Origin of the sequence: Streptomyces sp. NBC_01006 (assembly GCF_045162725.1) — a bacterium.
Taxonomy (GTDB): domain Bacteria; phylum Actinomycetota; class Actinomycetes; order Streptomycetales; family Streptomycetaceae; genus Streptomyces.
Window position 1 is genome coordinate 6,420,419 of the sequence record NZ_CP108700.1, and the last position, 19,914, is coordinate 6,440,332.

Annotated in this window: 19 protein-coding genes and 1 pseudogene; 3 read left to right on the top strand and 17 right to left on the bottom strand. The window is 71.5% G+C overall.

Translation table 11 applies throughout. The annotated features are described in order from the left end of the window. Positions 1-58: 58 nt before the first annotated feature. The 4 genes from OG509_RS29165 to OG509_RS29180 form a co-directional block, all read right to left on the bottom strand. Positions 59-1,597 (bottom strand): hypothetical protein, encoded by a 1,539-nt coding sequence (locus tag OG509_RS29165; protein WP_406185533.1) that lies wholly within the window; start codon positions 1,595-1,597, stop codon positions 59-61. Next, on the bottom strand, positions 1,594-3,609 hold the full coding sequence (locus tag OG509_RS29170) for a hypothetical protein (protein ID WP_406185534.1): 2,016 nt from the start codon (positions 3,607-3,609) through the stop codon (positions 1,594-1,596). Before OG509_RS29170 ends, OG509_RS29165 begins: the two co-directional genes overlap by 4 nt. A 271-nt stretch (positions 3,610-3,880) precedes the next feature. Further along, positions 3,881-4,504 (bottom strand): hypothetical protein, encoded by a 624-nt coding sequence (locus OG509_RS29175; protein ID WP_406185535.1) that lies wholly within the window; start codon positions 4,502-4,504, stop codon positions 3,881-3,883. A gap of 74 nt (positions 4,505-4,578) precedes the next feature. Next, positions 4,579-5,439 carry a phosphotransferase enzyme family protein gene (locus tag OG509_RS29180; RefSeq protein WP_406185536.1) on the bottom strand — a complete coding sequence of 287 codons (861 nt, stop codon included), beginning with the start codon at positions 5,437-5,439 and terminating at the stop codon, positions 4,579-4,581. 72 nt (positions 5,440-5,511) lie between these two features. Between OG509_RS29180 and mgt the strand changes: the two are divergent. Both mgt and OG509_RS29190 read left to right on the top strand, forming a co-directional pair. Then, positions 5,512-6,806: pseudogene (mgt, locus tag OG509_RS29185) on the top strand (macrolide-inactivating glycosyltransferase). Continuing rightward, positions 6,803-7,354 carry a DUF1697 domain-containing protein gene (locus tag OG509_RS29190; protein WP_406185537.1) on the top strand — a complete coding sequence of 184 codons (552 nt, stop codon included), beginning with the start codon at positions 6,803-6,805 and terminating at the stop codon, positions 7,352-7,354. Before mgt ends, OG509_RS29190 begins: the two are co-directional and overlap by 4 nt. A 2-nt stretch (positions 7,355-7,356) precedes the next feature. Here OG509_RS29190 and OG509_RS29195 read toward each other — a convergent pair whose 3' ends face one another. Continuing rightward, positions 7,357-8,205 carry an aldo/keto reductase gene (locus OG509_RS29195; RefSeq protein ID WP_406185538.1) on the bottom strand — a complete coding sequence of 283 codons (849 nt, stop codon included), beginning with the start codon at positions 8,203-8,205 and terminating at the stop codon, positions 7,357-7,359. 45 nt (positions 8,206-8,250) lie between these two features. On the opposite strand from OG509_RS29195, the gene OG509_RS29200 reads away from it, so the two are divergent. Next, positions 8,251-9,252, top strand: a complete 1,002-nt coding sequence (locus OG509_RS29200) for a ketopantoate reductase family protein (RefSeq protein ID WP_406185539.1) — start codon at positions 8,251-8,253, stop codon at positions 9,250-9,252. 253 nt (positions 9,253-9,505) lie between these two features. Here OG509_RS29200 and OG509_RS29205 read toward each other — a convergent pair whose 3' ends face one another. The 12 genes from OG509_RS29205 to OG509_RS29260 form a co-directional block, all read right to left on the bottom strand. Further along, entirely contained in the window at positions 9,506-10,306 is an 801-nt protein-coding gene (locus OG509_RS29205; protein ID WP_406185540.1) for a sirohydrochlorin chelatase, read from the bottom strand. 8 nt (positions 10,307-10,314) lie between these two features. Next, positions 10,315-11,199, bottom strand: coding sequence for an ABC transporter permease (locus OG509_RS29210; protein ID WP_406185541.1), 885 nt, complete (start codon positions 11,197-11,199; stop codon positions 10,315-10,317). Further along, the gene (locus OG509_RS29215) at positions 11,186-11,977 is read right to left on the bottom strand and encodes an ABC transporter ATP-binding protein (protein WP_406185542.1); all 792 of its coding nucleotides are present in this window, start codon (positions 11,975-11,977) and stop codon (positions 11,186-11,188) included. The genes OG509_RS29210 and OG509_RS29215 overlap by 14 nt, the downstream gene beginning before the upstream one ends. Positions 11,978-12,011: 34 nt before the next feature. Further along, positions 12,012-13,154, bottom strand: coding sequence for an aliphatic sulfonate ABC transporter substrate-binding protein (locus OG509_RS29220; RefSeq protein ID WP_406185543.1), 1,143 nt, complete (start codon positions 13,152-13,154; stop codon positions 12,012-12,014). Positions 13,155-13,366: 212 nt separating this feature from the next. Beyond that, positions 13,367-14,725 (bottom strand): sulfate adenylyltransferase subunit 1, encoded by a 1,359-nt coding sequence (locus OG509_RS29225; RefSeq protein ID WP_406185544.1) that lies wholly within the window; start codon positions 14,723-14,725, stop codon positions 13,367-13,369. A 2-nt stretch (positions 14,726-14,727) separates the two neighbouring features. Then, entirely contained in the window at positions 14,728-15,681 is a 954-nt protein-coding gene (gene cysD, locus OG509_RS29230; RefSeq protein ID WP_406185546.1) for a sulfate adenylyltransferase subunit CysD, read from the bottom strand. Then, on the bottom strand, positions 15,678-16,223 hold the full coding sequence (gene cysC / locus OG509_RS29235; protein ID WP_406185547.1) for an adenylyl-sulfate kinase: 546 nt from the start codon (positions 16,221-16,223) through the stop codon (positions 15,678-15,680). Before cysC ends, cysD begins: the two co-directional genes overlap by 4 nt. Positions 16,224-16,258: 35 nt before the next feature. Next, entirely contained in the window at positions 16,259-16,987 is a 729-nt protein-coding gene (locus OG509_RS29240) for a phosphoadenylyl-sulfate reductase (RefSeq protein WP_406185548.1), read from the bottom strand. Beyond that, positions 16,984-17,163 carry a hypothetical protein gene (locus OG509_RS29245; RefSeq protein ID WP_406185549.1) on the bottom strand — a complete coding sequence of 60 codons (180 nt, stop codon included), beginning with the start codon at positions 17,161-17,163 and terminating at the stop codon, positions 16,984-16,986. The genes OG509_RS29240 and OG509_RS29245 overlap by 4 nt, the downstream gene beginning before the upstream one ends. Then, positions 17,160-18,869, bottom strand: coding sequence for a nitrite/sulfite reductase (locus tag OG509_RS29250; RefSeq protein WP_406185551.1), 1,710 nt, complete (start codon positions 18,867-18,869; stop codon positions 17,160-17,162). The genes OG509_RS29245 and OG509_RS29250 overlap by 4 nt, the downstream gene beginning before the upstream one ends. Positions 18,870-19,098: 229 nt before the next feature. After that, on the bottom strand, positions 19,099-19,182 hold the full coding sequence (locus OG509_RS29255) for a putative leader peptide (RefSeq protein WP_351782709.1): 84 nt from the start codon (positions 19,180-19,182) through the stop codon (positions 19,099-19,101). A 165-nt stretch (positions 19,183-19,347) separates the two neighbouring features. Then, entirely contained in the window at positions 19,348-19,911 is a 564-nt protein-coding gene (locus tag OG509_RS29260) for a GNAT family N-acetyltransferase (RefSeq protein ID WP_406185552.1), read from the bottom strand. Between the last annotated feature and the right edge of the window lie 3 nt (positions 19,912-19,914).

Below are 19,914 nucleotides of genomic sequence, written 5' to 3' on the forward strand. Positions count from 1 at the left end.
CCGGCCACGGCCTTCCGGTCGTACGCGCCCGACGTACCGGACGGGCGCGCCACCGGCTTCAGCTGGGGATGGAGCAGTTGGCGTCGGGGGCGCGGCCGGCGGGCCACGCGATGCCGTCGAAGACGGCGGTCTTGGTGGCCGGGTCGAGGTGGACCATGGAAACGGTCTTGTCGTACGGATTGCCGTACTGGTCCAGGCAGATCCAGCCACTGGCCCCCTCGACCCGGTTGTTGCCGTGCAGCCGCAGCCAGCTGTCGGCGACCTCGGAGAGGGAGGGCATCTTCACGCTGCCCACCGCGTCGTTGCGGATGCCCGCGACAGCGGTGGAGACCGCGTCGTAGGTGATGATGACGCGGCCGTCGGAGAGGTCGGCGGGGCCGATCGAGTCCGGCTCCTTGGTCGCGAACTTCTGGACCAGGTCGGACAGCTCCTTCAGCGCGGCCTTGGAGCCGCCGGTCGCCGCCGTGCTGCTCTCCCCCCAGGCACCGGGGTGGGCCAGGGCCGCGTAGCGCAGGGTGATTCCGGCGCCCTTGGTGAGGGCGTCCCAGTGGTCGTCGAACTTCTCGTCGACCGTCAGGGTGGAGGCGTGCGAGCCGCTGATGACGGTGTAGTGCTTGTTGCAGGTCCGGTTGCCCAGCTCGACGAGGAACTGGCGCAGCTGCACCGGACGGCCGGCGAAGTAGACGGTCTTCGCGGCGGAGGCGCAGATGTCCGGCACCATCTGGTGGAAGTCGTTGGCGAGGTTGGCCTCGTCGTTGAAGTCGGGCGGCGACCGGAAGGTCTCCGGGGCGTTGGGCGCTCCCTTGGCGAGCTTCTCGAAGGTCTGGCGCAGGCTGGTCAGGTAGTTGTCGCCCTCGCGGATGTCCTCGACGACCAGTGTCTCTTCGGGCTTGATGTCCGATCCGTACGAGGCGAGGGCGTTGGCCTGGTCGGTGTTGCCGGGGGCGACCCGGGCGAGCCCCGGGTAGCGGTGCGGGTCGGCCGCGGTGTTCTTGATGTCGTCCGCGGTCATGGGACCCGCGACGACCGGAATGCCCTTCTCCCGAGTGAGATAGCGGACGGCCTCCTCGGTCTCGGTGATGCTGATGTTGATGCCGGCGACGGCCCGCAGGTTCTGCTTCTCGTCGGCCGCGGCCCGCGCCAGCTGGTCGGCGACCGTACGCCACTCCTTGTAGCCCCGGCCGGGGTTGGCGAGCACCAGCCGGATGGGCGGCTGCTTGTTGTTGGCCTGGTGGTTCGCGCGGTACTGGGCCAGGTAGGCGCCCTGGACCTGCTCGACGTACTCCCGCCGCTCGGCGGGGGCGTCGGAGACCATGGGGATCATCAGGGCGATGGTGGCCGGGGACTTGCCGGCGACACTGTCGTTCTCCGCCTTGATGTGTTCGGTGACCTGTTTCAGCGACGGGTGGAAGACATAGCTGCCGTCGGTGACGCCGACACACTCGTGCCGGGCGCCGCGCTGCGCCACGCCGGGGGCGCAGGCCGGGTCCTCGGCGAGCCACCGGTCGTAGGCGAGGTAGCCGCCGCTTCCCAGGACGACTGCGAGGGCGACGATCAGCAGGGCGCGGTTCAGCGGTCCGGCGGGCCAGAGTGTCACGGGCGACTCTCTCCGTAGTTGGGCAGGTCGGGTGCCTGGATCCAGTGGTTCAGGAGGTTCGGCCACTCCTCGAACGCCCGGTAGAAGACCTCCTGGGGGCCGACGGGGCTGTTCTGGGCCAGGGTGAGCAGCTGAAGTCTGACGCTGTTGATCTTCTGCTGGTCGGGGGGTGCGAGCGGATGCGACTGCAGCCACAGGTCGAGTACGAGGCGCTCCACGGCCTGGCGCACGGGGTCGCCCGCAGCCGTGTGGAGGTCGTCCCCGGCCGGGTCGCCCGGTGGGTGCGGCGCGGCACAGACCAGGTTGAGGGCGGCGAGCCAGCCGGGCGCGTCCTGCCCGGCCAGGCGGCGGTGCAGGGCGCGGACGACGAGGTCGATCTCGCCGATCGCGAGCGAGTGGTGCAGGTGGCGGGCATCGTGCGGCTCGGCGGCGTCCGTGGGGTACAGGAGGCGCAGCCGCCGGTGTCTGCCCGTCCACTCCACGGCCCCGGGCGGCCCTCCGCTGCGGGTGCGGAGGTCGTGCACGAGCAGGGCGCGCAGGGTGGGATCACCGACGAAGGGCCCACCGGTACCCGGCCAGCGGCGGTGGCTCCAACCGCCCTGCCGCAACAGGCTCCTGGTCTCCGCGACGGGCACGACGGCGGCCCCCTCCACGAGGCTTCCGTCAGGGCGGCGCGGCACGTAGTCGGTGTTCAGCGTGTGGGCGGCCGCGTCGTCGAGGGCCGGGGTGTAGTGGGCGAGTCGCGCCCGGGCCTCCCCGCCCGGGGTCAGGAGCCGGAGCAGCCGTTCGTACACGGGCAGCGTCGGCTCGTCGGCGAGTGGCAGGTCGAGCAGCCTGCCGTGCTCGAAGGGCTCCGGGGAGGCGATCCGCCGTTCGGCGGCAAGGACCAGGGGGTGGGCGATCCCGGCGCGTCCGGAGCTGAGCCGGTGGATCATGTGGGCCGCTTCGGGCTTCGCCCGGCCGCCTCCGAGCATCTCCTTGACCTCGTCGAGGTCGAGCTGCGCCAGCGGCAGCCTCAGTACCCAGCCGGCCGCCGTCTGCGGCCGGTCCTGGCGCCAGAACGGGCCCGCCGCACTCCTCGTCGACGGGGCGACGCCCTCGTGGTCGGGCACGGCCGGCTCCTGTGCGAGGGCGGTCACGACGACGCCGGGGCGCGTTCTCGCGGGCTCCTCGTGCCAGACGGCGGTCAGTGCGTCCATGACCGTCCGGCCCAGCGGAGTGTGGCAGTTGTCCAGGAGCAGCAGCGGGCGCGGCACACGGTTCTTCAGGCGCATCCAGGTGTACTGGTCCGCCATGTCCTCCAGGAGGGCGGCCACCAGGTGCCGCTCCGCGTCCCGGCGGTCGTCCTCGTCGCCGCGGAAGCACATGGCGAGCTCGGTCAACTGGGCGTACCCGTCACCCTGAGGGCCGACCCGCCGCCCCGTCCACCAGCTCAGACCGTGCTTGTTGGCACGCGGGCCGAACAGTTCGGTGGTCACGATGTCGATGAGCGGCGCGACCAGCTCGCCCACCCCGGGACCCATCCCCGCCGCGGCGGCCGCGGTGGCCTGTCCGATCCAGCCCGCCACCCGCTGGTTGCGCTCCTGGAGGTCGGGCTGGCTCTCCCGGAGCAGCCCCGCGAGGAGGCGGCGGGCGGCCGCCAGCTCGGCCGGCTGGACGGCCCCGTACTGCCAGCTCGTGACCGCGAGCAGTCCTTGGGTGAGCCGCGGAAAGGACGGCTTCCAGCCGAACTCGCTCGGCTTCCGGCTCAGCCGGTCCATCAGGTAGAAGAGCAGGTCGGAGGTGCGCGAGGCGTTCGCCGTGGTGGCGTCGGCCGAGGAGGCCAGCCCCGGCTGGCCGAAGTCCGCCGCGCCGAGGTCCGCGTACGCCTGCGGCAGGCGCTGCGCGTACCGGTGCGATAACTCCTTCAGAAGCGCGGTCTTGCCGGTGAGCCGCCCGCCGCAGCACTCGATCAGCAGCGGACTCCCGCCCGGTATCCGCAGCCGGGCGGCGCCCCGGGACTCGAGCCCCACCAATGAAGGCACGACGGCATCGAGCACCGCCGCCCGTCCGTACAACGTCACGTGACCCCCCAGCCGTTCGGCTCGAACCACCGCCGCGATGGATGGAGCGTAAGCGGACGACCGCATAGCGCCACAGGTATATGACGAAGCCGCACTTCTCGGTTACGCATTCGTGACTCACGGTGGAGGGAACGCCCCATTGACCCCTTGTGTCGCCCCTTCGGTCCCGCAGGCACCCCCAGGCGCAGGACGAACCCCCCGAGGCGAGAAGAGGGGGACCCTAGGGCCACTCCCCGCGGTACTCGATGTGCAGGTCACGGTTGGCGGGATCGCCGTACACGGACCTGCAGTAGTGCCTGCCCCCGTGGTTGAACGCCTGGCCGGGACCCTCGCGCGCGAGGCCGGCGAACACCGCGGCCGCCTCCCGGAACGTCCGGGTGCTGCCGGTCATGAACAGCGTCTCGCTGTGGATTTCCTGGTGGAACCGGTCCCGGTTCTCCCGTTGGTGCCGGGCGGACGCCTCGGGCTCCGCGTCGGGGTCGGGCAGGTCCACGGTGCGCGGCCGTCCGCGGCCCAGTCGGCTGCGCAGCTCCTTCCACCGGGACGGGGCGAACTGCAGGGAGTGGTGCAGCAGGACCAGGTCGAGCGGGCGCTGCGCGCCCGTGGCCGCGTCCGGCCCGTCCTTCGCGTTGGCCCGGATCGGCAGGTGCACCAGCGATCGGGGTGACGTGGCCGCGAGGGCCCACAACCCCGCCGTGAGGTGCGCGGCTTCCTGGTCGAACCAGCCGTTCAGGTACCAGGGGTCGTCGAAGAGCACCGCGTGGGCCGGGGGCCGGGCCGGGCGGATGACCTTGAACTCCGTCGCGCCCAGACGGGCGGTGTGGATCGTGGTGTGCAGTCTCATATGCGTTCTTTGATACGGGACGGCGAGGCGCGGTGCCGGACGCCGCGAGCCCGGCCTGCTCCGTAAGACACCCCCTAGAAGGCGTGCCAGCGGGTTTCCGGGTCGGCGGTGCGCAGGGAGGTGACGCGGCGGCGGAATTCGGTCAGGGCCTTCGGGTTGGTCGGGGCGTGTTGGGCCACCCAGGCGCAGCTGGCCGTTTCGCGGGCGCCGCGCAGTACCGCGCAGCCCTCCCAGTCGCGTACGTCCCAGCCGTACGCCGTCACGAAGGCCTCGTACGCCTGCGCCGGCAGGCCGTACCGGTCGCGGGAGAGGGCCATCACCACCAGGTCGTGCTCGCGCAGATCGGCCGAGACGGTCTCCAGGTCCACCAGGACCGGCCCGTCCGGGCCCACGTGGACGTTGCGGGGCAGGGCGTCGCCGTGGATCGGGCCCGGCGGCAGATGCGGGGTCAGCGCGGCCACCTCGTCGGCGTAGGCGTCGCGCCGGGCCCGCAGGTACGCGGCGTCGGCCGGATCGACGGCCTCGCCGGCCAGCCGGAGCCAGCGCTCGACCCCGCCCAGCAGGTCCCGCGCGGGCAGCGCGAACGGCGCCGCCGGGAGGGCGTGGATCTGCCGCAGCAGCGCCGCCAGGTCCTCGGGTCCTGCCGGGCGGACCGGGTCCGGGAGGCGGTGCCACACCGTCACCGGGTGCCCCGTCACCAGCCGCGCATTCGGCTCGGCGGCGCGGACGGCCGGGACTCCGGCCTGTTCGAGCCAGCCCGCCACCGCGAGCTCCCGCTCGGCCCGCTCCAGCAGCGCCGCCTCCCGGCCGACCTTCACCACCAGGTCGCCGGCCGCGAACACCGCGTTCTCGCCCAGCGCCAGCAGCGCGGGCGGCCCGGCCGGTCCCGTCAGGCCCGCCGCCGTCAGTACGTCCCTGGCCTGCGCCTCGTCCATGCCGTGTCTCTCCGCGTCCGGATCTTCGTGGATCCGCCAAGTCTCGCACCCCGAACCGCGGCTGGCCGGAAAATCGCGTTGTACGAGACGTATCGTCTCGTTACGCTCGATCCATGACCTCAGCCAAGCCCGCACACATCGCCATGTTCTCCATCGCCGCCCACGGGCACGTGAACCCGAGCATCGAAGTGATCCGGGAACTCGTCGCCCGCGGCCACCGCGTCAGCTACGCCATCCCCGCCTCCTTCGCCGAGAAGATCGCGGAGACCGGCGCCACTCCGGTGATCTGGAACTCCACCCTCCCCACGGACGACGAGCCCGAAGCCTGGGGCACCGAGCTCATCGACAACATCGAGCCGTTCCTGAACGACGCCATCCAGGCCCTGCCGCAGCTCGTGGCCGCCTTCGAGGGCGACGAGCCCGACCTCGTGCTCCACGACATCACCTCCTACCCGGCACGCGTCCTCGCCCACCGCTGGGGCGTGCCCGCCGTCTCCCTCTCCCCGAACCTGGTCGCCTGGGCCGGGTACGAGGAGGAGGTCGGCGAGCCGATGGCGGCCGGACTGCGCGCCTCCGAGCGCGGGCGGGCGTACTACGCCCGCTTCCGCGCCTGGCTCGACGAGAACGGCATCGAAGAGGACAGCGACTCCTTCGCGGGCCGGCCGCGCCGCAGCATCGTGCTCATCCCGCGCGTCCTCCAGCCCCACGCCGACCGCGTCGACGAGTCCGTCCACACCTTCGTCGGCGCCTGCCAGGGCGACCGCAGCGCCGCCCAGGGCACCTGGGAGCGCCCGGCCGCGGCCGCCGGGAAGAAGGTGCTGCTGGTCTCCCTCGGCTCCACCTTCACCAAGCAGCCCGCCTTCTACCGCGCCTGCATCGAGGCCTTCGGCGACCTCCCCGACTGGCACGTCGTCCTCCAGATCGGCAAGTTCACCGACGAGGCCGAACTCGGCCAGGTCCCCGCCAACGTGGAGGTCCACCGCTGGGTTCCCCAGCTGGACATCCTGCGCCGGGCCGACGCCTTCATCACCCACGCGGGCGCCGGCGGCAGCCAGGAAGGCCTCGCCACCGGCACCCCCATGGTCGCCGTCCCTCAGGCCGTCGACCAGTTCGGCAACGCCGACATGCTCCAGGGCTTGGGCGTCGCCCGGCACGTCCCCATGGAGGAGGCCGACGCCCGCACCCTGCGGGAGACCGTCCGCGCACTCGTAGAGGACCCCGAGGTCGCCGCCCGCGCCGAGGCGATCCGCGCGGCGATGGCCACCGAGGGCGGTACGCGAGCGGCCGCCGACCTCATCGAGGCCGAACTGGCCGAACTGGCCGCACTGACCGCATTGTCGGTGCGTCGCCCTATCGTTCGGTCATGACCACGAAGAAGTACGCGGCACTGCTGCGCGGAATCAATGTCGGCGGGGCCAAGAAGGTCCCGATGGCCGAGCTGCGCGAGGTCCTGGCGGACCTCGGCCTCACCGAAGTGCAGACGTACCTCCAGAGCGGCAACGCCGTCTTCACGAGCCCGGAGGAGGACCAGGCCGCCCTGGCCCGGTCGCTGGAGCGGGCCATCGAGGCCCGCTTCGGCTTCACCGTGGCCTGCCTGGTGGTCGACGGGGAGTACCTGCGCGCCGTCGCCGAGGCCTGCCCCTTCCCGGCCGCCGAGCTGGAGGGCAAGCAGCTGCACGCCACCTTCCTCTCCGCGCAGCCCGCCGAGGAGCGGTTCGCCGCGATCGACGGGCCCGCGTACCTCCCGGAGGAGTACCGGATCGGCGACCGGGTGGTCTACCTCTACGCCCCGGACGGCCTGGGCCGCTCCAAACTGGGCGAGGCGCTCCACAAGCCCGCCGTCTTCAAGGGCATCGACGCGACGAGCCGCAACTGGAACACCGTCGTCAAGCTCGTCGAGCTCACGGCCGACTGACGCTACGCGCCGAGCGCGTCGAGGACCGCCAGCTCCCCGGGCGTCAGCCGGACGGTCGCCGCGTCCAGGTTCTCGGCCAGGTGGGCCAGGGACCCGGTCCCCGGCGTGGGACACAGCACCGGCGACCGGTGCAGCAGCCAGGCCAGCGCGATCTGCCCCGGCCCCGCCCGGTGCTCGGTGGCCACGGCGGTCACCGCGGCCGCGCTCTCGCGCGTCAGGGCGCCGCTGCCCAGGGGGTAGTACGGGAGGAACGCGAGCCCCCGCGCCTCGCACAGCGCGAGCACCTCCGCCGAGGACCGGTCCATCATGTTGTACGGATTCTGCACGGCGGCGACCGGGACGATCTCCAGCGCCTGCCGCAGCTGTTCGGCGGTCACCGTGTCCAGGCCGATGTGCCGGATCTTGCCCTCCGAGCGCAACTCCGCCAGCGCGCCCAGCTGTTCCGCCACCGGAACCTCCGGATCGAAGCGGTGCAGCTGGTAGAGGCCGATACTCTCCACCCGCAGCCGCCGCAGGCTCGCCTCGCACATCGCCCGCAGCTGCTCGGGCCGCCCCGCGACGTGCCACCGGTCGGGGCCGGTGCGCACCACCCCGCCCTTCGTCGCTACGACGAGCCGCTCCCCGTACGGGTGCAGGGCCTCGGCGATCAGCTCCTCGGCCAGGTCGGGCCCGTAGTTGTCGGCGGTGTCGATGAGCGTGACACCGCGCTCGACGGCGGTGAGCAGCAGGGCCCGGGCCTCGGCGCGGCTGCCGCGCGGGCCCCAGTAGCCGGGGCCGACCAGGCCGCCCGTACCGAGGCCGAGCCGCCGCACGGGGAGTTCTCCGCCGAGAAGGAACACGTCGTCCACCATGCCCCGACGGTAACGCAGGGCGCCGGATGTGCCAGGCTCCTGGCCATGCGTTACATCATCATCGGCGCCGGGGCGATCGGCGCGACCATCGGCGGCCGGCTGACGGAGGCGGGCGCCGAGGTGGTCCTCGTCGCGCGCGGCGCGCACGCGGAGGCCCTCACGGCGGACGGGCTGCGGCTCACCACGGCGGACGGGGCCCGGGTGCACCGGATCCCCGTGGTCACGGGACCGGCGGAACTCGGTGAACTGCGGCCGGACGACGTCCTGTTGCTGACCGTGAAGACCCAGGACGCGATCGCCGCGCTCGACGCGTGGGGCGACGCGGAGGTGGCGGGCGGCGGTACGGCGGCGCAGCGCCTGCCGGTGCTGTGCGCCCAGAACGGGGTGGAGAGCGAGCGGCTGGCGCTGCGCCGCTTCGCCCGCGTGTACGGGGTCTGCGTCTGGCTGCCCGCCACCTTCCTGGAGCCGGGCGTGGTCTCCGCGCTGTGCGCGCCGCTGACGGGCATCCTGCACATCGGACTCGCGGCCGGGGGCGCGGACGCGCGGGCCCGGCGGATCGCGGCCGACCTGGAGAGGTCCGGCTTCGAGGCGCCGGTCGTCGAGGACGTCATGCGGTGGAAGTACGCGAAGCTGCTGGGGAACCTGGGCAACGCGGTCCAGGCGACGACGGGCCCCGAACCGCACCCGGCCAAGACGGCCCTGCTGCTGCGCGCGCGGCAGGAGGGACGGGCGGCGCTCGGGGCGGCGGGGATCGCCTACGCCTCCGAAGCGGAACAGGCGGCGGCCCGAGACGGCAAGGTCGACCAGCCGCCCGGCGTGCGCGGCGGCTCCTCCTGGCAGTCCCTGCGCCGGGGCACCGGCTCCATCGAGGCGGACTACCTCAACGGCGAGATCTCCCTGCTGGGCCGCCTCCACGGGGTCCCGACCCCGGTGAACGACACCCTCCGCCACGCGGCGAACATCTTCGCCCGCGAAGGCCTCCCGCCGGGCGCTATGTCGATCGAGGACCTGACGGCCCTGGCCGACGAGGCGGCGGCCAGAGCCTAGGTCGTGTCGTCAGAACGTGCGGTCGCTGCGCCAGGTCGCCTGGCTGGACGGGTTGTTCATGTCGTAGGTGGTGCCGAAGAGCCGGCGGTCCGGACCGAGGGAGCCCGTGTAACGGCGTTCGCGGGGGCGGTGAGACTCGCCCCCGCGACGGACAGGATCAGGGCGGCGACGGACGTGGTGAGGAGCTCGTGCGTACGGCGTGACATGGACCCGTGATCCACGGACGCGAGCCCTGGATTCACCCGAACGAGAATCAGGCCGCGGCGAGGAGGGGCACGCCGCGCGACGCCGTGTCGTAGCGGCGCAGGAGCAGGCGGGCCAGCTCGGGGGCCGCGCCGAGGACATCGGCCACCAGGTCCGCCCCGGCGGATTCCGCGCCCGCGGCGATACGGTCCGGCAGTCGCCCGGGGGCGATGACGTACGGGGCCACCGCCACCCGGCGCACGCCCTCGGCGCGCAGGGCCCGTACGGCGTCCTCCGTACGGGGCAGGCAGGCGGAGGCGAACGCAGGCCGCACGGCGCACCAACCGGTGTGCCGCCACTCCCGCGCGATTTCAGCGATCACTGCGATCGCCTCCGGGTCGGAGGAACCGGCGGACGCGAGCACCACACCGGTGGTGGCGCGGTCCGCCGGGGTGAGGCCCGCTTCCGCGAGCCGGCGCTCCAGGGCGCCGACCAGCAGCGGGGACGGGCCGAGGACGTCCGCGATCCGGACCGAGAGGTCCGGCAGGCGGGACGTGGCCTCGGCCAGCACCGCGGGTATGTCGGACTTCGCATGGAACGCCCGGGTCAGGAGCAGCGGGAGGGCCACGATCTCCCGTACGCCGGAGCGGTACAGGGCGGAGGTCACCTGCGCCACGGTCGGGGTGTCGAAGTCCAGGAAGGCCGTCTCCACCCGCAGCCCCGGCCGCAGCGACCGTACCCGCCCGGTGAGGGCGTGCACGGTCGCCGCGTGGCGCGGGTCGCGGCTGCCGTGGGCGATGACCAGCAGGACGGGAGCGCCGGCGGGGCCGGTGGCGGGGCGGGCGCCGGTGGCGCGGAACACGGAACGCATGGCGCGACTCAGCTCTTGACCAGTAGGCCGCGGCTGCGCAGGACCCGGCGTTCGACGGGGCTGAAGATGAGGAGGTCGATGGCGATGCCGACGACGAGGATCAGGATGATGGCGAGGAAGACGCCGGGGAGGTCGATGTTGTTGCGGCCGTTTTCGAGGAGTTGGCCCAGGCCCAGGCCGAGGTCGGGGGAGCTGGCGATGATTTCGGCGGCCATGAGGGAGCGCCAGGAGAAGGCCCAGCCCTGTTTGAGGCCGGCGAGGTAGCCGGGGAGGGCGGCGGGCATGATCACGTGGCGGGCGCCGCGCAGGCCGGTGGCGCCGAGGGTGCGGCCGGCGCGGAGGTGGAGCGGGGGGATCTGGTCGATGCCGGAGACGAGGCCGTTGGCGATGGAGGGGACGGCGCCGAGGAGGATGACGGTGTACATCATGGCGTCGTTGAGGCCGAACCAGAGGACGGCGGGGGGTACCCAGGCGACGGAGGGCAGGGATTGCAGGCCTTGGAGGATGGGGCCGATCGCGGCGCGGACGAATGTGACGCGGGCGACGAGCAGTCCGAGGGGGGTGCCGATGGCCAGGGCGAGGAGGAAGCCGAGCAGGCCGCGGGAGACGCTGGTCCAGATGACTTCGAGCAGGGTGCCCTTGAGCCACATGTCGGAAAGGCTGTCCCAGACCGCGGACAGGGCGGGGAGCTTGGTCTCGTCGGTGACCTTGGCCGTCACGAGGATCTGCCAGACCAGCAGGACGAGGCCGATGGCGATGAACGGCGGGAGGACCTTCTTGACGAGGACCTCACGGGTCGGGGTGCGGTGGGTCTGGACGGCGTCGAGGGCGTCCAGGCCGGCTTCCAGGCCGGCGAGGTCGTCCGTCTTCGGCTTCGTTTCAGTGCTGGCCATGGCGGCGGATCTCCCCACGCAGGTGTTCGGTGATCTCGATGGACAGTTCGGCGACGTCCGCGTCTTCGATGCGGCGTGGCTGGGGGATGTCGACGGTCCATTCCTTGGCGATTCGGCCGGGGCGTGAGGAGAGCAGGACCACGCGCTGGGCGAGGCGGACGGCCTCGCGCACGTTGTGGGTGACGAAGAGGACGGAGACGTCGGTCTCGGCCCAGATGCGGGTCAGTTCACCGTGCAGCACGTCACGCGTGATGGCGTCGAGGGCGGCGAACGGTTCGTCCATCAGCAGGAGGCGGCTGTCCTGGGCGAGGGCCCGGGCCAGGGCGACGCGCTGGCGCATGCCGCCGGACAGTTCGTGGACGCGTTTGCGGTGGGCGCCGCCGAGCCGGACCAGCTCCAGGAGCCGTTCGGCTTCGGGCTTGCGGTCGGCTTTGGCGACCCCGCGCAGGCGCAGGGCGAGTTCGATGTTCTTGCCCGCGGTCAGCCACGGGAACAGGGCGTGTTCCTGGAACATGAGCGCGGGCCGGCCGCTGGTCTCGATGGTGCCGGCGGTGGGTTTGTCGAGTCCGGCGACCAGGTTGAGCAGGGTGGATTTGCCGCATCCCGAGGCTCCCAGGATGGTGACGAACTCGCCGGGTGCGACATCGAGGCTGATGTCGTCCAGGACGAGCTGCGGTCCGGCCGGGCCGGAGAAGGACTTCGAGACGTGAGCGATGCGGGCGGCGTGCGTCTGCTCCGCGATCGCGGTCTCGGCAGCCTTGGCGAGTGTGGTGGCCATGGTCGTCACCTCCTGGGGTAGCTGAACTACGGGCTTACTTGGTACCGAGGCCGGCGTCGGAGACCTCGGGCTTGCCGGCGGCCTTGAGGACCTTGTTCAGGAGCGTCAGGTCGTAGATCCCGGCGAGGTCGGGCTGTTCGATGAGCTTGGCCTTGACCGCCCAGTCGGACTCGGTCTTCAGGGTGGTGGCCAGCGGGTCGTCGGTGACCAGGATGTTCTTCCACGCCGGGTCGATGATCTTCGCGTCGAGCGGCTTGCCGCCGTCGGCTTCCAGCTTCGCGTTGGCGGAGGCCTTCGCCTTGTCGGGGTTGGCGTTGATCCACTCGTTCGTCTTCACCGTGCCGGCCAGTACGGCCTCGACGACGTCCGGGTGTTCCTTGAGGAACTTCTGCGACACGATGATGTTCGTGATCACGAACTTCTTGCCGGGCCACAGGTCGGTCTCGTCGAGGAGGACCGAGGCGCCGTCGGAGACCAGCTTGGAGGCGGTCGGCTCGGGCACCCAGGCGCCGTCGATCGAGCCCTGCTTGAAGGCGTCGGGGGTCACCTTGTTGTCCGTGCGGACGACGGAGACATCGCCCTTGCCGGACTCCGGGTCGACCTTCCAGCCCTTCTCCGCGATCCAGTTGAGGAAGGCGACGTCCTGGGTGTTCCCCTTCTGCGGGGTGGCGATCTTCTTGCCCTTGAGGTCGTCCAGGGTCTTGATCTTGTCCGGGTTCACGACGAGCTTGACGCCGCCGGAGGCCGAGCCGGAGATGATCCGCAGGTTGCTGCTCTTGGACTTGACGTAGCCGTTGATCGCCGGGGAGGGGCCGATGAAGCCGATGTCGAGAGAGCCGCCGTTGAGGGCCTCGATCTCGGAGGGGCCGGCGTTGAAGGTCTGTGGCTTGATCGCGGTGGCGCCCAATTCCTTCTGGATCAGGCCCTCCTGCAGGCCGACCAGCGCGGTGGCGTGCGTCAGGTTCGGGAAGTACCCGATACGGACCTCCGACGCGGAAAGCTTCTTGTCGCCGTCAGCGGCGGCGGCAGCCTTCTTGTCCTCCGGCTTTTCGGCCTGGGAACCGTAGCCGCAGGAGGCGAGCACGCCGATCAGCAGCGGCAGGGCGGCAGCGGCGGCAACGCCGCGGCGAACGCCGGAACGGGAAAGCGGGGTACGGGTGTTACCGGTGGCAGGCACGGGAGGGCTTCCTCTCGTAGCGTCATCTCATGACGCACGTCTTCGTCTGTGCAGCAAGGACAGGTACAGCTCGTGGGGGGTGCGGGCGCGCAGGCAGTGCGCGTACGTCATCGCGCACATCGCGCCACTCCTCCCTGGCCGCTGCCCAGGCGGCCGCTGCCTACGCGGCCGCCTTCCTTGGCGAAAGTGGAGTAGATGTCCGAGGGCATGGGCTAGAAGTCCCAGCCTTCGTCATCCGCCTGGACGGTCGTCCGGGCCTGGGAGGCGAAGGACTCGCCGGCCATGCCCGCCGCCAGGGTCGTGCCGTCGGCCGGGTCGATGAGCAGGAAGGACCCGGTACGGCGGGAGTCGGCGTACGCGTCGAGCGCGAGCGGCTCGGCGGTCCGTACGACGACGCGGCCGATGTCGTTGGCCACCAGCTGCCCGGGGTTCGGGTGCTGGGACAGGTCGTCCAGGGTCAGCCGCGAGGGGATCTCCTTGACGATGGCCTTGACCGTGCGCGTGGTGTGCTTGAGCAGCACGCGCGCACCGACGGCAAGCGGCTGGTCCGCGACGTGGCAGACGGTCGCGATGACGTCCTGCGTGGTGGCGGGCGGGTTCGCGGACGGCGCGATCAGGTCGCCGCGCGAGATGTCGATGTCGTCGGCGAGACGGACCGTCACCGACTGCGGGGCCCACGCGATGTCCACCGCTGTGCTCGATCCAAAACCGGTACCCAGGGCGTCGATGCCCTCGATGACCGAGGTGCGCCCCGACGGCAGGACGGTGACGGCCTCGCCGACGCGCAGCACGCCGGAGGCGATCTGGCCCGCGTAGCCGCGGTAGTCGGGGTGCTCGGCCGTCTGCGGGCGGATCACGTACTGCACCGGGAAACGCGCCGGGCAGGCGGTGAGGTCGTGGCTGACCGGGACGGTCTCCAGGTGCTCCAGCACGGTCGGGCCGCCGTACCAGTCCATGTTGGCGGAGGGCTCGACCACGTTGTCCCCGGCGAGCGCCGAGATCGGGATCGCGGTGATCTCCGGGACGCCCAGGTCGGAGGCGTACGCGGTGAACTCCTCGGCGATCTTCGCGAAGACCTGCTCCTCGTAGCCCACGAGGTCCATCTTGTTGACGGCCAGCACCACGTGCGGCACGCGCAGCAGGGCCGCGACGGCGGCGTGCCGGCGGGTCTGCTCGATGACGCCGTTGCGGGCGTCGACCAGGACCACGGCCAGGTCGGCGGTGGAGGCGCCGGTGACCATGTTGCGGGTGTACTGCACGTGGCCGGGGGTGTCGGCGAGGATGAACCGGCGCCGGGCGGTGGCGAAGTAGCGGTACGCGACGTCGATGGTGATGCCCTGCTCGCGCTCGGCCCGCAGGCCGTCGGTCAGCAGTGCCAGGTCCGGGGCGTCCTGACCGCGCTGGGCGGAGACGGCCTCCACGGCCTCAAGCTGGTCCGTCAGGACCGACTTGGAGTCGTGCAGCAGCCGCCCGACCAGCGTGGACTTGCCGTCGTCGACGGAACCGGCGGTCGCGAAGCGCAGCAGCGTCGTCGTCGAGACGTCGGCGAACTGCTCGGTGGTGGAGGTCATGGCTAGAAGTACCCTTCGCGCTTGCGGTCTTCCATCGCGGCCTCGGACATCTTGTCGTCGGCGCGGGTCGCACCCCGCTCGGTGAGCCGGGAGGCGGCGATCTCGGTGATCACGGCGTCCAGTGTGGTGGCGTCGGAGTCGACGGCACCGGTGCAGGACATGTCACCGACGGTGCGGTAGCGGATGAGGCGCGTCTCGGGAGTCTCGCCCTCCTTCGGCCCGCCCCACTCGCCGGCCGTCAGCCACATGCCGTTGCGCTTGAACACCTCGCGTTCGTGGGCGAAGTAGATCTGGGGCAGTTCGATGTTCTCGCGGGCGATGTACTGCCAGACGTCCAGTTCGGTCCAGTTGGAGAGCGGGAAGACGCGGACGTGCTCGCCGGGTGCGTGGCGGCCGTTGTAGAGCTGCCACAGTTCGGGGCGCTGGCGGCGGGGGTCCCACTGGGAGAACTCGTCGCGCAGGGAGAAGACGCGTTCCTTGGCGCGGGCCTTCTCCTCGTCGCGGCGCCCGCCGCCGAAGACGGCGTCGAACTTCAGGCGCTGGATCGCCTCCGTGAGCGGCACGGTCTGGAGCGGGTTGCGGACCCCGTCGGGGCGTTCGCGGAGCTTGCCGGCGTCGATGTACTCCTGGACGGAGGCCACGTGCAGGCGCAGGTTGTGCCGGGCCACGGCGCGGTCGCGGTAGTCGAGGACCTCGGGGAAGTTGTGCCCGGTGTCGACGTGCAGCAGCGTGAAGGGCACCGGCGCGGGCGCGAAGGCCTTGAGCGCCAGGTGCAGCATGACGATGGAGTCCTTGCCGCCGGAGAAGAGGATCACCGGCCTCTCGAACTCGCCCGCCACCTCACGGAAGATGTGCACGGCCTCCGATTCGAGGGCGTCGAGGTGCGACAGCGCGTAGGGCGCGGAGCCCAGGGAATCGTCCGCAGCCTCGTGGACGTGTGCGACGGTGGCCGTCATGCCAGACCCCTCTCGGTGAGCAGCGCGTGCAGGGCCGAAGCCGACTCCTGCACGGTCTGCGTGTGCGACTCGATGCGCAGGTCCGGGGAGTCCGGAGCCTCGTACGGGTCGTCGACGCCGGTCAGACCGGAGATCTCGCCCGCCGCCTGCTTGGCGTACAGGCCCTTCACGTCACGCTCGGAGCAGACCTCGACCGGGGTGGCCACGTGGACCTCCAGGTACGAGGTGCCCTCGGCGGCGTGCCGCTTGCGGACGGCCTCGCGGCTGTCCGCGAACGGCGCGATCACCGGTACGAGCGCCTTGACGCCGTTGCTCGCGAGGAGTCCGGCGACGAATCCGATCCGCTGCACGTTGGTGTGGCGGTCCTCCCGGGTGAAGCCCAGGCCGGCGGAGAGGAACTCGCGGATCTCGTCGCCGTCGAGGACCTCCACGCGGTGCCCCTCGGCGCGCAGCCGCTCGGCCAGCGCGTAGGCGATGGTGGTCTTGCCCGCGCTCGGCAGCCCGGTCAGCCACACGGTGGCGCCCTGGTCGCTCACGCTCATCTGCTGTGTCTCCGTAAGTTCTGTGCTGTCCGTCATCAGCCGTGCAGTCCGCACTCGGTCTTGGCCCGGCCGGCCCAGCGGCCGGCGCGCGCATCCTCGCCCTCCGCCACGCGGCGGGTGCAGGGGGCACAGCCGACGGAGGCGTAGCCGTCCATCAGCAGCGGGTTGGTCAGGACCCCGTGCTCGGCGACGTAGGCGTCGACCTCGTCCTGGGTCCAGCGGGCGATCGGGGAGATCTTGACCTTCTGCCGCTTCTCGTCCCAGCCGACCACCGGGGTGTTCGCCCGGGTGGGGGACTCGTCGCGGCGCAGGCCCGTCGCCCATGCGTCGTACGCGGTCAGGCCCTCTTCCAGCGGCTTGACCTTGCGCAGCGCGCAGCACAGGTCGGGGTCGCGGTCGTGCAGCTTCGGGCCGTACTCCGCGTCCTGCTCGGCGACCGTCCGGCGCGGGGTGAGGGTGATGACGTTGACGTCCATCACGGCCTCGACCGCGTCGCGGGTGCCGATGGTCTCCTCGAAGTGGTAGCCGGTGTCGAGGAAGACCACGTCCACGCCGGGGAAGGCGCGGGAGGCGAGGTGGGCGACCACCGCGTCCTCCATGGAGGAGGTGACGCAGAACTTCTTGCCGAAGGTGTCGGCCGCCCAGCGCAGGATCTCCAGCGGGGACGCGTCCTCCAGGTCGCGCCCGGCCTGCTCGGCAACGCTCTTGAGAGACTCGGTCTCAGGGTTGCCGTCCTTGAGACGGGCGTCTTGAGTCGTGGTCATATCTCGTCCCCTCCCACGGTGTCGGACCGGACACCCCGGGCCAGCAGCCCGAGGTACTTCAGCTGGAAGGCCCGGTTGCAGGACCTGCACTCCCAGGCGCCGTGACCCGCCTCGTTCGGAAACAGGTCCTCGTCGCCGCAGTACGGGCAGTAGAACGGGGCCGCGCGCTCGCTCACGAGAGGTCCTCGTCCTTCGCACGGGTCACCCAGGCGGCGAAGCGCTCGCCGTCCTCGCGCTGCTCCTCGAAGCGCGTGACGACCCGCTCGACGTAGTCGGGCAGACCGGCCGAGGTGACCTTGAGGCCGCGGACCTTGCGGCCGAAGCCGGCCTCCAGGCCGAGCGCGCCCCCCAGGTGGACCTGGTAGCCCTCGACCTGGTTGCCGTCGTCGTCGAGGACCAGCTGGCCCTTGAGACCGATGTCCGCCACCTGGATACGGGCGCAGGCGTTCGGGCAACCGTTGATGTTGATGGTCAGCGGCTCCGCGAACTGCGGCAGGCGGCGCTCCAGTTCGTCGATGAGCGAGGCGCCGCGCGCCTTCGTCTCGACGATGGCCAGCTTGCAGAACTCGATGCCGGTGCAGGCCATCGTGCCGCGGCGGAACGGGGACGGCTTGACCCGCAGGTCCAGCGCCTCCAGCGCGGCGACGACGGAGTCGACCTTGTCCGCCTCGATGTCGAGGACGATCATCTTCTGCTCGGCGGTGGTGCGCAGGCGGCCGGAGCCGTGCTGCGCGGCGACGTCCGCGATCTTGGTGAGGGTGGCGCCGTCCACGCGGCCGACGCGGGGCGCGAAGCCGACGTAGAAGCGGCCGTCCTGCTGCTGGTGGACGCCGACGTGGTCGCGCCACTGGCCGCTGGGCTGCTCGGGCGCGGGGCCGTCGGTCAGCTTGCGCCGCAGGTACTCGTCCTCCAGGACCTGGCGGAACTTGGCCGGGCCCCAGTCGGCGACGAGGAACTTCAGCCGGGCGCGGGTGCGCAGGCGGCGGTAGCCGTAGTCGCGGAAGATCGAGATGACGCCCTCGTAGACGTCCGGGACCTCGTCGAGCGAGACCCAGGTGCCCAGGCGCACGCCCAGCTTGGGGTTGGTGGAGAGGCCGCCGCCCACCCAGACGTCGAAGCCGGGGCCGTGCTCGGGGTGGTTCACGCCCACGAAGGCGATGTCGTTGATCTCGTGCGCCACGTCGAGCAGCGGCGAGCCGGAGATCGCGGACTTGAACTTGCGGGGCAGGTTGGAGAAGTCCGGGTTGCCCACGATGCGGCGGTAGATCTCGTCGATGGCGGGGGTGCCGTCGATGATCTCGTCCTGGGCGATGCCGGCGACGGGCGAGCCGAGGATGACGCGGGGCGTGTCACCGCAGGCCTCGGTGGTGGAGAGGCCGACGGCCTCCAGGCGGCGCCAGATCTCCGGGACGTCCTCGATCCGGATCCAGTGGTACTGCACGTTCTGCCGGTCGGTGAGGTCGGCGGTGCCGCGCGCGAACTCCTGCGAGATCTCGCCGATGACGCGGAGCTGCTCGGTGGTCAGCCGGCCGCCGTCGATGCGGACGCGCAGCATGAAGTACTTGTCGTCCAGCTCCTCCGGCGCCAGGATCGCGGTCTTGCCGCCGTCGATCCCGGGCTTGCGCTGGGTGTAGAGACCCCACCAGCGCATGCGGCCGCGCAGGTCGTTGGGGTCGATCGAGTCGAAGCCCGTCTTGGAGTAGATCGTCTCAATGCGTGTCCGCACGTTGAGACCGTCGTCGTCCTTCTTGAACTGCTCGTTGCCGTTGAGGGGGGTGTGGTGTCCGACGGCCCACTGACCCTCGCCGCGGTGGCGGCCGGTCTTGCGGCGCGCGGCGGCTGCGGGAGCTGCGGCTGCGGGCGTTTCGGGGGTGGCGGCCATGGCGGTACGTCCTTCTTCGGCGGCTCGATGCAAGGGCAGGGGAGGGGCGGCGAGTGCCCCTGTTCATCAGCCCTGCCGCTGAGCAGGTGCGGCCGATCGCCGCCCGATTTTCCGGTTGTGCCGGTGGTCAGGGCGGTGTTCTGCCTTCAGGGGACTGCGGGCTGCGGCACCCCCGCGACGACGGTGTGCGGGGCGCTGTGCCGGGGCTGCGCGGCGGTGGCTGGTTCCGTCAGCGCGCCGAACAGATGGCACTGGACATGCGGCCGAGGTCGACGTGCCGCCGACTCACCAAGGCAATTCCAGCTCCATTCATGGCGGAAGCGTGTCATGTGCCGATTGGAGGAGTCCACTACTGTCCATTATTCGGACGATGTAGTCCCGTATCCCGAGATGATGTGACGCCGGTCACGCGGCGGAGGGGCGCAGGATCCGGCCGCCGGCCCCCCCCCGCCCACGCCACCCGCCGCCCGGCGGAGCGCTACGCGCCCGGCCAGGGGCCGGGGGTCGCGGCGCTCTCCTTCTCTTCCGTCTCCGTCTTGAAGAGCTTGAAGCCGCGGCGCAGATAGTTGTCCATCGCCGTCGGGCCGTCCTGGCTGCACGTGTGGAGCCAGACCCGCGTCGTCGCCTCGCGCCCCGGCCAGCGGTCCGCCAGGGACCAGGCCGCGTCGACGCCCAGCGTCAGCAGGTGGCCCCCGATACGGCGGCCGCGGAAGTCCGGGAGCAACCCGAAGTACATGATCTCCACCACGCCGTCGTCCTGCGGGTCGAGCTCCACGTACCCCGCCGGCGTGCCGTTCTCGTACGCCACCCACGTCTCCACGCCGGGACGGCCCAGCTGCTCCACCCACTGCGCCCGGGTCAGGGACAGCCGGTCCGTCCAGTGGATGTCACCGCCCACCGAGGCGTACAGGAAGCGGCTGAACTCCGGCGAGGGGACCTCCGCCCGCCGGACGCTGATCTCAGGACCCGGGACGGCCGCCCGGACCAGATCCTGCGGCGAGGCCATTTCCAGGGACCACGTGGTGAGTGTGATGGTGCTCATGCA